The sequence below is a fragment of the Jidongwangia harbinensis genome, from assembly GCF_020216025.1.
Classification (GTDB): domain Bacteria; phylum Actinomycetota; class Actinomycetes; order Mycobacteriales; family Micromonosporaceae; genus Actinoplanes; species Actinoplanes harbinensis.
Window position 1 is genome coordinate 308,041 of the sequence record NZ_JAIWNC010000001.1, and the last position, 13,349, is coordinate 321,389.

Sequence of the window (13,349 nt, forward strand, 5' to 3'; positions counted from 1 at the left end):
GGAGATCGTCACCGTGCGGTGGACACTTGCGGGTAGCTCGCTCGGGGGACAACGGGCCGGGTGCTCCCCCGCACACCGCCGTCGGCGGTCGCCCGGTCACCCGGCGGGCAGCAGCATCGTCCAGTGGCCGGCCGCCACGAAACCGACCGACCGGTAGACCGGTGCGACCTCCGGCTCGCACAGCAGATACGCCGCAGCCGCCCCGGAGGCGTAGCCGTCCGCGAGTGCCGCCCGCGTCACCGCGCTCGCGTACCCTCGCCCGCGATGGTCCGGCCGGGTGGCGATGTTGAAGATGCCGGTCCACCCGCCGGTCCGGATGCCCAGACCGGTGGCGACGGCTCCGCCGTCCGCTTCGCGGAGATAGCCGGTCACGCCCGCGGCGTCGAACATCGCGGGGGCGGCGAGTCTCTGGAAGATCGCCGGTGGTACGCCGAATCCGGCGGCGAGCGCGTCGAGATACTCGGCGGCTCGGGTGCCGTCGATCCGGCTCACCTCCGCGGCGTCCGCGACGGTCGGCCCCGGCCGGGTCATCACCATCATGCCGTGGTTGACGGGCCGGCCCAGGCCGGCGGCCACCTCGAGAATCTGGGGTGTGGGCTCGCCCGGAAACTGGATCGACCAGGGCACCTCGAAGCGGGGCATCTCCTTCGCCAGCGTCGCGACCTCGGCGAGGTCCACCTCGGACGCGCGGTGCGTCGCCAGGATGCCGTTCAGCGCGGGAACCGGCACGCCGCTGATGACGACGGCACTGCCGTTCGCCGCCCGCTCGAAGTGGGCATCGGGAGCGGTCCTCGTCAGGATCTCCATGGCATCCAGATAGGCCCCGGAGACCTGGTCCGCGTCGTGAGTCATACCCGGATGCTGACACGCTTGATCGTGACGGGTAAGAGCCGGATGCGTCACCGTACCGGGCCGGCGCAGCGGCGCGGGACTCACCTGCAGGGACCGCGGCTTCCTGGCGCCGCGCCGGATTCAGGCCGCGCGGGCATCGGCGAGGACCTCGCCGATCACGTACCGCGCCTGCGCGGCCAGAGGCTTGTTCGTCTCGTGGTAGTAGGGCAGTTGCAGACACGCCTGCGACAGCGCCCACGCGCGGCTGCGCAACCAGGTCGCGTCGTCGACGTCGAGCTGCTCCCGGAAGGCCGGGCGCAGCCGGGCCGGCAGCAGGTTCCAGGCGAGCCCGAGGTCGACGGCCGGGTCGCCGCGGCTGACACCGGCGAAGTCGATCAGGCCGACCAGCCGGCCGTCGCGCACCAGCAGGTTGCCGGGTGCGGTGTCGCTGTGGATCCAGGTGCCCGGCGGCCGGCACGGCGGCAGGGTGAAGGCCTCGTTCCAGACCGCGGTGACCGCGGCGGTGTCGACCATCCCGGCCATCTCCGCGATCGACGTGCGGGTCGCCTCGTCCCGCGCCGCGAAGCCGAAGCCGCGGGTGTTCACCGGGCCGCCGGGGATGTCCAGGGCATGGATCGCGTTGAGGCAGTCGGCGAGGTCGCGCACCAGCTGCTCGGTGAGGTCCCCGGTGCTCGGGTTCACGCCGTCCAGCCAGGTGTAGACGGACCAGCGCCAGGGATAGCCGTACGCCGGCTCGCCCATGCCCAGCGGCACCGGCGTGGCGACCGGCAGGCGCGGGCCGACGACCGGCAGCCACGTCTGTTCGTGCACCACCGATTCCGCGGCCCAGTCGATCCGGGGCAGGCGCACGACCATCGTGTCGCCGAGCCGGAACATCGCGTTGTCCGTACCGGCCGAGGACGCGTGCCGGACCGGGAGGCCCGACCACTGCGGGAACTGACCGGCGACCAGTTGCTCGACCAGCGCCTGGTCGATGGACAGCTCGTGTTCGTGCATCTTCGGGGTGGGCAACGGCGATCCCTCCGGCTGGGCCGGACTCCGACTCTAGGGCCTCCCCCGCGCGGGCTCCACTCGACGGCGACCGACCACCCGGGCGGAGACGCCCGCTTCCGTTACGTGGTCACGACGATCTTGCCGGCCGGCGATCCCCGGTCCAGGTGGCGGTGCGCCTCGACGACGTCGTCCAGGCGGAACACCCGGTCCACCGCCGGCCGCAGCACGCCGGTCCGGACGCCGGCGGTCAGGAAGGCCGCGACGCGCCCGGTGACCTTCGGGTCCACCATGTCCGCGAAGGCCATGTAGCGGTGCAGGGTCAGCGACGGGTTGGCCGGGAACGACGCCGGCCTCGGGTCCAGCCAGCCAACGGCGGACAGGGTGCCGCCGAGCCGCGCGGCCAGCGACAGGTCGGCCAGGCCCGGGCCCAGCACGGCGTCCAGGACGATGTCGGCGCCCACCCCGCCGGTGTGCCGCCGGGTGGATTCGGCCACGTCCTCGCGGTCGGTGGCGATCACCGCGGCGGCGCCGGCCGCGAGCAGGCTCTCCCGTTTCGCGCTGTGCCGGGTGACCGCGATCGGCACGGCGCCGATCTGGTTGGCGATCTGGATCGCGGCGCGGCCGACCCCGCCCGACGCCGCGGTGATCAGGACGTGGTCGCCGGGCCGCATCCCGGCCTTCTCGACCAGCGCACCGTACGCCGTGAAGTAGGCCACCCAGAGCGCCGCCGCGCCGGCCACACTCAGGCCGGCGGGCCGGGGCACCACCCGGTCCGCCGGCACCGTGGTGTAGTCGGCGTAGGCGCCCCGGGTCTCGAAATCGGGAAGCGCGCTCAGGAGGACCGGGTCGCCGACCGCCGGCCCGGCGACATCCGGGCCGAGCGCGTCGATGACGCCGGTGCCCTCGACGCCCAGCCGGGCGTGCGGCAACCGGACGGGCCGCGGCGACCGGCCGGCCCGGACCAGCTGATCGAGCGGGTTGACGGCGAAGGCCTCGATCCGTACCCGCACCTCTCCCGCCGCGGGTTCGACGACGGGCTCGTCGACGATGCGCAGCACTTCCGGACCACCGGTCTGGTCGAACACCACTACTCGGGGCATGGACGGTTCCTCTCCTCGGGATTCGCCGGGAACGCTACGGAGCCGATAGGAACCCGCTGGTAACTTTCGGCCTTGTGCAGAACGCCCACGGTCAGGTCTTCCTCGCCGACTGCCCCACCCGGCTGGCAGTCGAGATCATCGCCGAGAAGTGGGCGGTGATCGTCCTGTTCGCGCTCAGCCTCGAACCGCGGCGGCCCGGCGACCTGGCCGGGCTCATCGGCGGCATCTCGGGAAAGGTGCTCACCCAGACGCTGCGCCGGCTGCAGGCCTACGGCCTGGTCGAACGACAGGCGTACGCGGAAGCGCCGCCACGGGTGGAGTACCGCCTCACCGAGCTGGGCGCCACGCTGATCAAGCCGATCACGGCGCTCACCGACTGGGCGCGGGAGAACGGCGAGGCGATCGTCGACTTCCAGGAGAACCACCGGCCCGCACGTCCCTGACCGGCACCGCAGCGCGCGGGCCGCGGTACCCACAGGCCCTCTGTCCGGACCGAGCGCGTGGCGGCAGCCCTGATCACGACGGCGGCCGTGGTGGCGTCCGGCGTGTTCGTCAGCTCGTCGGCCCCGGCGACCGCACCGCAGGCACCACCGGCCGTCCGCACCGCCCCAGCGGGTATCCCGGCCGTGGTCGATCCCGCGGCCGATCTGGGACGGCATGCGCCCGGGCCCGAGCCGACCTGGTTCGATTCGATCTACTTCACCAGCTCGGTGACGGCCGGCCGTCAGGAGTTCGGCCTCCAGGTCCACACGCGCGTCGTCCCGAACCGGGACGAGGCCACCTACCGCTGGACCTTCTCGGTGATCAACAAGACGACCGGGTGGTACCGGGACTACGACGCGATGGTCGAACCCGGGGACTACCGGTGGAGCGAGGGCAGGCTCGACATCACCGCGCCCGGGCTGAGCTGGACCGGGGACGCCAGGCGCCAGTCGGTGCGGGTCGCGACGCCGTGGGGGGCTCTGGACGTCCAGCTGGTACCCACCGGCCCGGCGATGAACTACGCGGCGGCCGGTGTCTTCAATCTGGTCGACGGCGTACCGAACTACGAATTCGCGCTGCCGGCGATGCGGACCTCCGGAGCGCTCGTGGTCGGCGGCAGGAGGCACCAGGTCCGGGGCACCTCCTGGGTGGACCGGCAATGGGGTGAGATGCCGCCGTCGCTGACCCGGTGGACGTGGATGAACCTCACCATGCCCGGCGGTGACAAGGTCGCCATCTGGGACACGATCGGCGCCGCGACGAAGCACAGCTGGGCGACGGTGCTGCACCCGGACGGCTCCTACGACGTGGTCCACGTCGAGCCGCTCGCGCGGGGCGCTTCCCGCCCGTGGACCAGCCCGGCCACCGGCCAGGTGTACCCCACCCGGTGGCGCATCCGGATGCCCGCCCTCGACTCGGAGCTCGACGTGCGGGTCACCGGGAATCCCGACCAGGAGATCCAGACTCCGGACGGGGGCGGCTATCTGGAGGCGGCGGCGACCTTCGCCGGCCGGTACCAGGGCAGGACGGTCCGTGGCGAGAACTACGTCGAGATGACCGGCGAGTGGAAGCCCTGACAGCGCACCCGTGTGGCGAGGGCCCACGTTCCGCGGTCCTGGCGGCATAGTGGAGGCATGTCGGGTATCCCTCGGGTCGTGGCCGGCGGCGCGCTCGCCCTGGCGGTCGCGGCGTGCGCCGTCATCGCGTACGCGGAACACGAGCACGACGGGGTGCTGGCCGCGCGTCGGGTCCCCGCCACGGCGGCACCGACGGTAGCCGCGGTGCCCGCGGCCGCGCCCGCCCCGCCCGGCCTGCCCGAGATCTCGTACTGGCGGGCGGCCCCGGGATTCCCGCGGGACCCGGCGGCCCATTCGCTCGCGCCCGTGACCGAGGGTCTCCGGCCACACCGGAAGATCGCCGCCTACGACGCCCCCGGTGGCCGGGCACGGGCGTGGCTCCCCCGGTCGATCAGCGGGATGCCGGTCACCGTGCCGATCGTCGAGCGGCGGCCCGGCTGGTTCGCCGTGCTGATGCCCTCGGTCAACCGGCGGGTCGCCTGGGTCCCGGAGACCTCCGGGACCGTGCGGCCGCTGCGCGACCAGCTCGTCGTCGACCTCAGCGAACGGCGGCTCACCTGGCTGCGCGACGGGCGCACGCACGACGACTGGACGGTCGCGATCGGCGCGTCGCGAACGCCCACCCCGCTGGGACGGACGTACGTGATGGGACGCACGACCACCCGCGGCGGTGTCTATGCCGGCCTCGACGCCCTGGTGCTGGGCGCCGTCCCGGACGACCGCGACGCCGTCGCCGCATCGTTGCGCGCCGGGCACACCGCGATCCACGCGTGGCACGACAAGTCCACCTTCGGCCGCAGCGTCTCCAACGGCTGCATCCGCGTGCCGCCGAAGGTGCAGCGCACCCTGCTGCGCCATCTTCCCGGCGGGGTCGTGCTCACCGTCGTCGAGTGACGGCCGAACGGCCGCCGCAACCCCCGTCGCGGTTTCCTCCGTAAAGACATGGAATGGTCCGCGCCGCGCACCGGGTACGCCGGGAGAATTCGCACCAGCCGCGCCGAATTGGTGCATTGGCCGTCGTCGCACTCCTTTTCATCGGATCAATTCAGATCATCCCGCCGGCGCGGCCCGCGCACGCGGTCATTTCCACAGATCACACCACGTTCTGGAACACCGTCCTGCTGGACACCTACCGGCAGCTCCGGCTCGACCCGGCGAGCCCCACCCGGATCAGCCGGTCCGGGGCGATCATGCACGTCGCGATGTACGACGCCGCCAACTCGGTGCTGTGCGCACGGCTGGCCGCCGACTGCCTCGGCCAGCCCTACGTGATCCGGGTGCCCGGCAGCGGGGACTTCCACACCGCCCTGGACTACGCCGCCTACACCGCGCTGACCAACCTGTACCCCGCCGGCCAGTTCCCCGCGCTGGCGACCTTCTTCCAGGACAAGCTGGCCGAGGCCCAGGACGGCATCCCGAGTTCACCGGAGCAGGCCGCCGGCAGATCGGTCGGCGAGCAGGCGGCCCGGGCGATCCTGCAGGACCGCGCGAACGACGGTGCCGACGCGCCGATGTCCTACACGTTCGACGGCGTACCCGGCGCGCACCAGCAGATCGGCGGCAATCCCCCGGTGACCCCGCAGTGGGGCGCGCTGCAGCCCTTCGCGATGACCAGTGGCGCGACACCGACGACCCCGACGTGGCACCCGGCGTCCGGCGCACATTCGCCAGCTTCAGCGCGGCCGCCGACGAGAACGCCCACAGCCGGCTCTGGCTCGGCGTGCACTGGCATTTCGATGCCGACAGCGTGCTGAATCCGGGCACCGAACTCGGCGAATTCTCGGTCGACAACTACAACACTTCGGCCACCGAACTTCTGTACCAGCACCGGGACGGCGTGACCAACCCGAGGGCGGTATGCGACAACACCGGAAGGCAGCTGTCGAATGAGCACCGGTGGGAATTCTGGCGGTGCGCGGTAAGCGGAAATTCCTTCGATTTGTTCGTCCGCTGACGGATTCCGCCAACGCGTTACTGGTCGCGATCAAGGACTGCGTCACGGTAGTCCTTGATCGCGGTTCCGCGAACCGTCGTCAGCGGGGTCCCTCCGCTTCCGGGCCGGAGACGGCCGGGATGCCCAGGATGGCGAGAAAGGCGGTCGCCGCCGGCGTACGGCTGACCCGGCTCCAGACGGCGTACTCGACCCGGGCCGGCGCGTCGATCACCTCCACCGTGGTCACGCCGGTGAGCTGCGGCGCGTAGGCGGACGGGAGCATGGCCACGCCGAGATGCTGCTCGACCAGCCGGGACGTCAGATAAGCGGTGGTCACCTCGAAGGCGACGTCGCGGGTCAGTCCGGCGGCGGAGAACGCCAGATCGGACTGGATCCGTCCGGCGGTGTTGGCCGGCAGGTCGACGAAGACCTCGGAGGACAGCCGGCGCAGATCGACGGACGACTCTCCGGCGAGCGGGTGGTCCGGCGCGACCACGGCGACGAGGCGGTCCCGGGCGAGTTCCCGGGCCTCCACCCCTTCCGGCCGCGTGGTGGTCGGGAGCCCGAGGAACGCCACCTCGATGGCGCCCGCCTTGACCTGATCGACGAGATCCTCGCTGGCGCCCACCCGCAGGCTGATCCGTACCTGCGGATACCGCCGGCGGAACTCGCGCAGCGCGGCGGGGATGTCGACCGCGGCGACGGTGGGGATCAGGCCCACGGCGAGCCGTCCCCGAATCTCGCCGACCGCGGCGGCGACCTCGGCGGCCGCGCGTTCGGCGGCGTCCAGGCACTGCCGGGCGGCGGGCAGGAACGCCGCGCCGGCCGGAGTCAGCCGCACCCGGCGGCTGGTGCGCTCGAACAGTTTCGCGCCCAGTTCCTGTTCCAGGCGGGCGATCTGATGGCTGAGCGCCGACTGGACGACCAGGCATCGTTCGGCCGCCCGGGTGAAGCTGTTGGTCTCGGCGACGGCGACGACGTACCGCATCTGCTGAAGCTCCATGGACCTATCTTCCATCAAGATTGATGGGGTGACAAAGATGTGTTGGACTCATCAATCACCGCCGGGTGAGACTTCCGTTGAATGAGTCGGCCGGAAGCCGCGAGGCGCGGCGCCCGTGCCGCTTCTCGCGTCTGCGCGCACGCGCAGGCCGTTCTCATCCGGAAGGACCAGCTCACCATGACCACCACACCACCGGAGCCGCGGGTGGCCACCGTCGCGGACATGTGGGTCGACCCCCGCTGTCCGTGGGCCTGGATCGCCTCCCGCTGGCTCCTCGAGGTCGAACAGGTACGTGCCGTCGAGTCCCGGTTCCACATCATGAGTCTCTCCGTGCTCAACGACGGCCGCGAGGTGCCGGACAAGTACAAGCAGGCTCAGATCGAGGGCTGGGGGGCGGTCCGCGTCTGCATCGCCGCCGAGCAGCAGCACGGTCCCGATGCCCTGCGGCGGCTGTACAACGCGATGGGCACCCGGATCCACCACCGCAAGGCCGGCCTGAAGCGCGACATGCTGCTCGCCGCGCTCGCCGACGCCGGCCTTCCGGCGGAACTCGCCGACGTGGCCGACACGACCGACTACGACAAGGAGCTGTACGCCAGTCACCACGCCGGCATGGACCCCGTCGGCGGGGAGGTCGGCACCCCGGTCATCCACGTGCCCGGGCCGGACGGCGACCTCATCGCGTTCTTCGGGCCGGTGATCACGCCGATCCCGCGTGGCGAGGCCGCCGGGCGGCTCTGGGACGGCGTCCTCGCCGTGGCCGGCACCGACGGCTTCTTCGAACTGAAGCGCACTCGCGACCGCGAAGCCATCTTCGACTGACCGGCAACGGTCGTCCCAGGCCACGAAGGGTGAACGTGAACGCTCATTCGTCCCTCGGCCGTGGAGGCAGGACATGAGAAGTGGCCACCAACTCGTCACCGCCGGTGTGACGGCACTGGCGCCGGCCATCTGGGGAAGCACCTACCTGGTGACCACCGAGCTGCTGCCTCCGGACCGTCCCCTGCTGGCCACCACGGTACGCGCGCTGCCCGCGGGCCTGATCCTGCTGCCCTTCAGCCGGCGCAGACCGAACGGGACCTGGCTGTGGCGGACCGCGGTGCTGGGCACGCTGAACATCGGCGCGTTCAATTTTCTGCTGTTCGTCGCCGCCTACCGCCTGCCGGGTGGGGTCGCGGCGATGGTGATGGCGGTGCAGCCGATGGTCGTCCTGATCCTCGCGGCACTGCTGATCGGGGACCGGATCCGGCCGATCCACGTGCTGGCCTGCGGGCTCGGCGCGGCCGGCGTGGTGCTGCTCGTATTCCGGGGTTCGGCGGCGCTGGACCTCGTCGGAGTGGCGGCGGCGCTGGCCGCGGCGGCGTGCATGGCGACCGGCATCACACTGACCAAGTTGTGGGGACGCCCGGACGGGGTGGGGCTGCTCCCCTTCACCGGCTGGCAGCTCACCGCCGGCGGACTGGTGACGCTGCCGTTCACCTTGGTCCTCGAAGGACTGCCGAGCAGCATCACCGTGCCGAACCTGATCGGCTTCGGCTATCTGATCTCACTGGGCGCCATCATCAGCTATCTGCTCTGGTTCCGCGGAATCGGGAAGCTGCCCGCTCTGGCGGTCTCGTTCCTCGCCCTGGGCAGCCCGGTCGTCGCCACCCTCCTCGGCTACGTGTTCCTGCAGCAGACCCTGTCCGTCCTGCAGTTCGTCGGCATTCTCGTGATCGTCGTGGCCGTGCTGCTCGCGCAGCCCCGACCGCCCGGACCGCGCCGGTCCGCTGCCCCGGAAACCACGGACAGCGGGAACGTCGCGGCGCCCGGCTCCCGATGAAGCCCCGGACGCACCTCACACGATAAGAGAGAAGAGATGGTCACCAACGACGAACACCCGTACTCGGCGACGAGGTCGTGGCTGGGTGTCGCGGTCATCACCGCCAGTCTGTTCACCTTCGTCACCACCGAACTGATGCCCGTCGGTCTGCTCACCCCGGTCAGCTCGAACCTGGACGTGACAGTCGGGATCGCCGGGCTCATGGTCACGCTGTACGGCATCTCGGCCGGCATCGGGGCCCCGTTCCTCGTCGCCTGGACCCGGCGGGTCAACCGGCGCGTACTGCTCTCCGTCCTCCTGGTCATCCTTGCCGTGGGCAACCTGATCACCGCCCTGGCGCCCAGCTTCGCCCTGGTCCTGGTGACCCGGCTCGTCATGGGCTTCGCCAACGGGGTGTTCTGGGCGATCGGCGTGAGCATGGCGATGCGGCTCGTGCCGGGGCGCCTGGCGAGCCGGGCGTCCGCGGTGGCGCTGTCCGGCATCTCGATCGCGGCGGTGGCCGGTATCCCGCTGGGCACGTTCCTGGAGAGCCTGACGGACTGGCGGACGACCTTCCTGATCTGGGCCGGTCTCAGCGCGGTGGTGTTCGTCGCCGTCGCCGTCGTCATTCCGTCGCTGCCCTCGCAGACCGCGGTCCCGGCCCGCGAGGTCTTCGCGTTGCCCTTCAAGAACGTGCAGCTGCGTCTCGTGATCATCGCCGTCACGTTGTACGTGCTCGGCCACTTCGCGGCGTACACGTTCATCCGGCCGCTCGCGGAGCAGAACGCCGCCGTCACGCCGGCCTTCATCTCGCTCCTGCTGGTGATCTACGGCATCGGTGGCGCGGCCGGAAACTTCATCGCCGGGTACACCGTGACCCGGAACCTGCGGGCCAGCTTCATCACCGCCTGCAGCGGCCTGGTGGTGGCCATGCTCCTGCTGCTGACGATCGGGAACACCCGGCCCGGTCTGATCCTTGCCGTGGTGGTCTGGGGACTGTCGTTCGGCGCCGCGAACCTGTGCCAGATCAACATGACGCTCGGGGCCGCACCGGACAAGTTCGAGGCCGCCCTGGCCATCAACACCATGGGGTACAACCTGTCGATCGCGCTCGGTGCGCTCTTCGGCGGGCTGTTCGCCGACCATCTCGGTATCGAGAGCGCCGTCTGGTTCGGTGTGACGCTGGCGGCGCTGTCCCTGCTAGTTACCCTCAGCACTCGCCGGCGTGCGGCCGAGCCCGCCGCCGACGAGGCGCTGGCCACCAGCGGATAGGCTCCGCCCCCGTTGCATCCGCTGGTGCACTGAGTGAGGGCCTTCCCACCGGGATCCGCGAATCCGGTGGGAAGGCCCTCACGATGTGTGCGGGTCGGTCACCTCAGCAGGTAGGCGAAGAAGTCCACCTGCGTACCGGCCACCGGCGCGCTGTGCTGGAGCACCTCCTCGCGCTGGAACCCGGCATCGGCGATGAGCTTGTGGAGATAGTGCACGTCGCCCATCGTGCTGAAGAAGACCATCACCCGGCCGTCGTCCGCGAGGTATCCGCGGACCTCCCGGAAGAACCGGGTCAGGGCGCCGTAGTTCTCGTCCTGGGTGGCGGCGTCGGCCACGTCACGGGCGGCGAACCACTGGAACGGCGGGTTGAACACGATCAGGTCGAACGTACCGTCGACGTTGGTGAAGACGTCGCTCTGGCGCACCTCGACCCGGTCGGACACGCCGTTCAGCGCGGCATTGACCCGGGCGGCCTCCACCGCGTGCGGGTTGAGGTCGACGGCGAGGACGTGTCCGGCCGTTCCGGCGGCGAGGACGCTGAGCGAGCCGCTTCCGGTCCCCATGTCGAGCATCCGTTCGCCCTCGTCGAGTTCGGCCACGATCGCCTGGCCGAACAGGGGCGACACCGGACACGGCGTCATGACCTCGGCGGGCACCTTCAGGGTCAGGTGCAGGAACGAGACGGTCTCCTCGCCGGCCTCGTCGCTCTGTCCCTGCAGGAGGGTCTGGCGCAGTTCCCGAATCCGCTCGACGCCTTCCGGCGGCAACAGCGGCCGGTACTCGTCCATCTGGACCGTGCCGGCGTCGCCGGCTGCCTGGTGCGTTGTCATGGTCTCGGTTTCCTTCCGCGAGATGAGTCGAACTGATGCTGCGGTGCCGTGGTGCTGGTGGTTTCCATAGACCTCCCTGGTCAGGCGTCTCCGTCGAACAGGCTGGTCACCGAGCCGACCTCGAAGACTTCGTGGACGGCCCGGGAGAGCAGCGGGGCGATGGAGAGCACGGTCAGCCCGGGGAATCGTTTCTCCGCCGGGATCGGCAGGGTGTTGGTGATGACGACCTCGCGGGCGCCGCTGGCGGCGAGCAGTTCGGTGGCCCGGTGGGACAGCACGCCGTGGGTGGCGGCGATGACCACGTCCGCGGCGCCCTCGTCGAGGAGCCGGTGGACCGCCTTGGCGATGGTGCCGCCGGTGTCGATCAGATCGTCGATCACCACGCAGGTACGCCCCCTGACCTCGCCGACGATGCGATGGGTGACGACCTGGTTGGGCTGCAGCGGGTCGCGGGTCTTGTGGATGAACGCGATCGGCCGGCCACCCAGCTGGTCGGCCCACTTCTCGGCCAGCTTGGTGCGGCCGGAGTCGGGCGACACCACGGTGATGGGGGCGTCGCCGTACCTGTCGTCGACGTAGTCGGCCAGCAGGCTCTGGGCGAACAGGTGGTCCACCGGGCCGTCGAAGAAGCCCTGGATCTGGGCGGTGTGCAGATCGACGGTCATGATGCGGTGCGCACCGGCGGCGCTGAACAGGTCGGCGATCAGGCGGGCCGAGATGGGCTCCCGGCCGCGGTGCTTCTTGTCCTGCCGGGAGTAAGGGTAGAACGGCATGATCGCGGTGATCCGCCGGGCGCTGGCCCGTTTCAGCGCGTCGACCATGATGAGCTGTTCCATCAGCCAGGTGTTGATCGGCGCGCAGTGGCTCTGGAGGACGAAGGCGTCGCTGCCGCGGACCGACTCCTCGAAGCGGACGAAGATCTCCCCGTTGGCGAAGTCGTACACCGCCTGCGGAGTCAGCGCCACGTCCAGGCGCTTGGCCACCTCCTCCGCCAGCTCCGGGTGGCTGCGCCCGGCGATCAGCACGAGTTTGGTGTCCATCAGCCGCGCACCTTCCCGCGGTACTCGGCGTGCGCCGCGGCGAGCCGGCCGCCGACCTCCGCCGTACTGATGAGCACGGCCATGTTGGCCCGGGCCGAGCGGCCCTCGGTGGCCGCGTCCACCGCGCGCATCATGTACTTGGTGACCGCCTGGCCCCGGACGCCGTCCCGCTCCGCGGCGGTGGCCGCCTCGGCGATGGCGGCGTCCACCTCGGCGCCGTCGATCGCCTCCTCCGGCCGGACCGGCGTGGTGATCAGGAACGAGCTGTGGTTGCCGAGCGCCCAGTGGTTCTCGATCGACCGGGCGATCACCTCGTCGTCGTCCAGCCGCATCGGGCTGCGGAAGCCGCTGGAGACACAGTAGAAGGCCGGAAAGTCGTCGGACCGGTACGAGACGACGGGCACGCACTGGGTCTCCAGATACTCCAGAGTCAGGCCCAGGTCCAGGATCTTCTTCGCGCCCGCGCACACCACCGCGACCGCGGAGCGGGTGAACTGGATCAGGTCGGAGGACACGTCCATGGTCCGGTGGGCGCCCCGGTGCACTCCGCCGATGCCGGCCGAGGCGAAGAACGCGATGCCCGCGAGCTCGGCCGCCACCACGGAGGAGGCGACGGTCAGCGCGCCCATCCCGCCCTGTGCCAGCACGACCGGCAGATCCCGGCTGCTGATCTTGGGGATGCCCGGCACCGAGGCGAAGCGTTCGATGTCGGCGTCGGTCATGCCGACGACGATCCGGCCGTCCTCCACGGCGACCGTGGCCGGGACCGCGCCGCCGGCCCGGACCGCCGCCTCGACCTTGCGCGCCGTCGCGGCGTTCTCCGGGTACGGCAGGCCGTGCGTGATCACGTTGGATTCCAGTGCCACCACGGGACGGCCGTCGTGCAGTGCGTCGGTCACCTCGGCGCTGACCGTGAGCGGGATGGTCTCGGGCGGACGTGCGGTCCGCGGGATCGTCGCCGCCATG

General features: G+C 71.0%; 15 protein-coding genes. 8 read left to right on the plus strand and 7 right to left on the minus strand.

What is annotated here, in order from left to right; all coding sequences use genetic code 11:
- Positions 1–96: 96 nt before the first annotated feature.
- From LDL48_RS01385 to LDL48_RS01395, 3 genes are all read right to left on the minus strand, one after another.
- The gene (locus LDL48_RS01385) at positions 97–852 is read right to left on the minus strand and encodes a GNAT family N-acetyltransferase (protein WP_225253091.1); all 756 of its coding nucleotides are present in this window, start codon (positions 850–852) and stop codon (positions 97–99) included.
- 120 nt (positions 853–972) lie between these two features.
- A complete protein-coding gene (locus LDL48_RS01390) occupies positions 973–1,863 on the minus strand; it encodes an aminoglycoside phosphotransferase family protein (protein WP_225253092.1) in 891 nt (296 codons plus the stop codon).
- A 101-nt stretch (positions 1,864–1,964) separates the two neighbouring features.
- The gene (locus LDL48_RS01395; protein ID WP_225253093.1) at positions 1,965–2,945 is read right to left on the minus strand and encodes a zinc-dependent alcohol dehydrogenase family protein; all 981 of its coding nucleotides are present in this window, start codon (positions 2,943–2,945) and stop codon (positions 1,965–1,967) included.
- A 74-nt stretch (positions 2,946–3,019) separates the two neighbouring features.
- Between LDL48_RS01395 and LDL48_RS01400 the strand changes: the two genes are divergently transcribed.
- The 5 genes from LDL48_RS01400 to LDL48_RS01420 are packed head-to-tail and all read left to right on the plus strand — an operon-like array spanning position 3,020 to position 6,458.
- Positions 3,020–3,388, plus strand: coding sequence for a winged helix-turn-helix transcriptional regulator (locus LDL48_RS01400; protein WP_225253094.1), 369 nt, complete (start codon positions 3,020–3,022; stop codon positions 3,386–3,388).
- A 57-nt stretch (positions 3,389–3,445) separates the two neighbouring features.
- The gene (locus LDL48_RS01405) at positions 3,446–4,504 is read left to right on the plus strand and encodes a lipocalin-like domain-containing protein (protein WP_308016417.1); all 1,059 of its coding nucleotides are present in this window, start codon (positions 3,446–3,448) and stop codon (positions 4,502–4,504) included.
- Between the two features lie 57 nt (positions 4,505–4,561).
- Complete coding sequence (locus tag LDL48_RS01410; protein WP_225253095.1) at positions 4,562–5,398, plus strand: L,D-transpeptidase; 837 nt, start codon at positions 4,562–4,564, stop codon at positions 5,396–5,398.
- Positions 5,399–5,451: 53 nt separating this feature from the next.
- Entirely contained in the window at positions 5,452–6,258 is an 807-nt protein-coding gene (locus LDL48_RS01415) for a hypothetical protein (protein WP_225253096.1), read from the plus strand.
- Positions 6,144–6,458: a hypothetical protein gene (locus tag LDL48_RS01420; RefSeq protein WP_504785482.1), complete on the plus strand. Its 315-nt coding sequence runs from the start codon at positions 6,144–6,146 to the stop codon at positions 6,456–6,458. Before LDL48_RS01415 ends, LDL48_RS01420 begins: the two co-directional genes overlap by 115 nt.
- A gap of 79 nt (positions 6,459–6,537) precedes the next feature.
- Here the strand turns inward: LDL48_RS01420 and LDL48_RS01425 are convergent, their stop codons facing one another.
- Positions 6,538–7,440 (minus strand): LysR family transcriptional regulator, encoded by a 903-nt coding sequence (locus LDL48_RS01425; RefSeq protein ID WP_225253098.1) that lies wholly within the window; start codon positions 7,438–7,440, stop codon positions 6,538–6,540.
- 177 nt (positions 7,441–7,617) lie between these two features.
- Between LDL48_RS01425 and LDL48_RS01430 the strand changes: the two genes are divergently transcribed.
- The 3 genes from LDL48_RS01430 (at position 7,618) to LDL48_RS01440 (ending at position 10,513) form a co-directional block, all read left to right on the plus strand.
- Positions 7,618–8,262: a mycothiol-dependent nitroreductase Rv2466c family protein gene (locus LDL48_RS01430; RefSeq protein WP_225253099.1), complete on the plus strand. Its 645-nt coding sequence runs from the start codon at positions 7,618–7,620 to the stop codon at positions 8,260–8,262.
- A gap of 73 nt (positions 8,263–8,335) precedes the next feature.
- On the plus strand, positions 8,336–9,262 hold the full coding sequence (locus LDL48_RS01435; protein ID WP_225253100.1) for an EamA family transporter: 927 nt from the start codon (positions 8,336–8,338) through the stop codon (positions 9,260–9,262).
- 36 nt (positions 9,263–9,298) lie between these two features.
- Complete coding sequence (locus LDL48_RS01440) at positions 9,299–10,513, plus strand: MFS transporter (RefSeq protein ID WP_225253101.1); 1,215 nt, start codon at positions 9,299–9,301, stop codon at positions 10,511–10,513.
- Positions 10,514–10,611: 98 nt separating this feature from the next.
- On the opposite strand, the gene LDL48_RS01445 is transcribed toward LDL48_RS01440, so the two are convergent.
- The 3 genes from LDL48_RS01445 to LDL48_RS01455 form a co-directional block, all read right to left on the minus strand.
- Positions 10,612–11,343, minus strand: coding sequence for a methyltransferase (locus tag LDL48_RS01445; RefSeq protein ID WP_225253102.1), 732 nt, complete (start codon positions 11,341–11,343; stop codon positions 10,612–10,614).
- Between the two features lie 80 nt (positions 11,344–11,423).
- Positions 11,424–12,383, minus strand: coding sequence for a ribose-phosphate diphosphokinase (locus LDL48_RS01450; RefSeq protein ID WP_225253103.1), 960 nt, complete (start codon positions 12,381–12,383; stop codon positions 11,424–11,426).
- Positions 12,383–13,348 (minus strand): pseudouridine-5'-phosphate glycosidase, encoded by a 966-nt coding sequence (locus tag LDL48_RS01455; RefSeq protein ID WP_225253104.1) that lies wholly within the window; start codon positions 13,346–13,348, stop codon positions 12,383–12,385. Before LDL48_RS01455 ends, LDL48_RS01450 begins: the two co-directional genes overlap by 1 nt.
- Position 13,349 lies beyond the last annotated feature (1 nt).

Excerpts from the sequence above, each read along its gene's own strand:
- LDL48_RS01425 (WP_225253098.1), bottom strand. The coding sequence starts at position 7,440 with ATGGAGCTTCAGCAGATGCGGTACGTCGTCGCCGTCGCCGAGACCAAC.
- LDL48_RS01440 (WP_225253101.1), top strand. The coding sequence starts at position 9,299 with ATGGTCACCAACGACGAACACCCGTACTCGGCGACGAGGTCGTGGCTG.
- LDL48_RS01455 (WP_225253104.1), bottom strand. The coding sequence starts at position 13,348 with ATGGCGGCGACGATCCCGCGGACCGCACGTCCGCCCGAGACCATCCCG.
- LDL48_RS01395 (WP_225253093.1), bottom strand. The coding sequence starts at position 2,945 with ATGCCCCGAGTAGTGGTGTTCGACCAGACCGGTGGTCCGGAAGTGCTG.
- LDL48_RS01430 (WP_225253099.1), top strand. The coding sequence starts at position 7,618 with ATGACCACCACACCACCGGAGCCGCGGGTGGCCACCGTCGCGGACATG.
- LDL48_RS01445 (WP_225253102.1), bottom strand. The coding sequence starts at position 11,343 with ATGACAACGCACCAGGCAGCCGGCGACGCCGGCACGGTCCAGATGGAC.
- LDL48_RS01435 (WP_225253100.1), top strand. The coding sequence starts at position 8,336 with ATGAGAAGTGGCCACCAACTCGTCACCGCCGGTGTGACGGCACTGGCG.
- LDL48_RS01385 (WP_225253091.1), bottom strand. The coding sequence starts at position 852 with ATGACTCACGACGCGGACCAGGTCTCCGGGGCCTATCTGGATGCCATG.
- LDL48_RS01450 (WP_225253103.1), bottom strand. The coding sequence starts at position 12,383 with ATGGACACCAAACTCGTGCTGATCGCCGGGCGCAGCCACCCGGAGCTG.
- LDL48_RS01410 (WP_225253095.1), top strand. The coding sequence starts at position 4,562 with ATGTCGGGTATCCCTCGGGTCGTGGCCGGCGGCGCGCTCGCCCTGGCG.
- LDL48_RS01415 (WP_225253096.1), top strand. The coding sequence starts at position 5,452 with ATGGTCCGCGCCGCGCACCGGGTACGCCGGGAGAATTCGCACCAGCCG.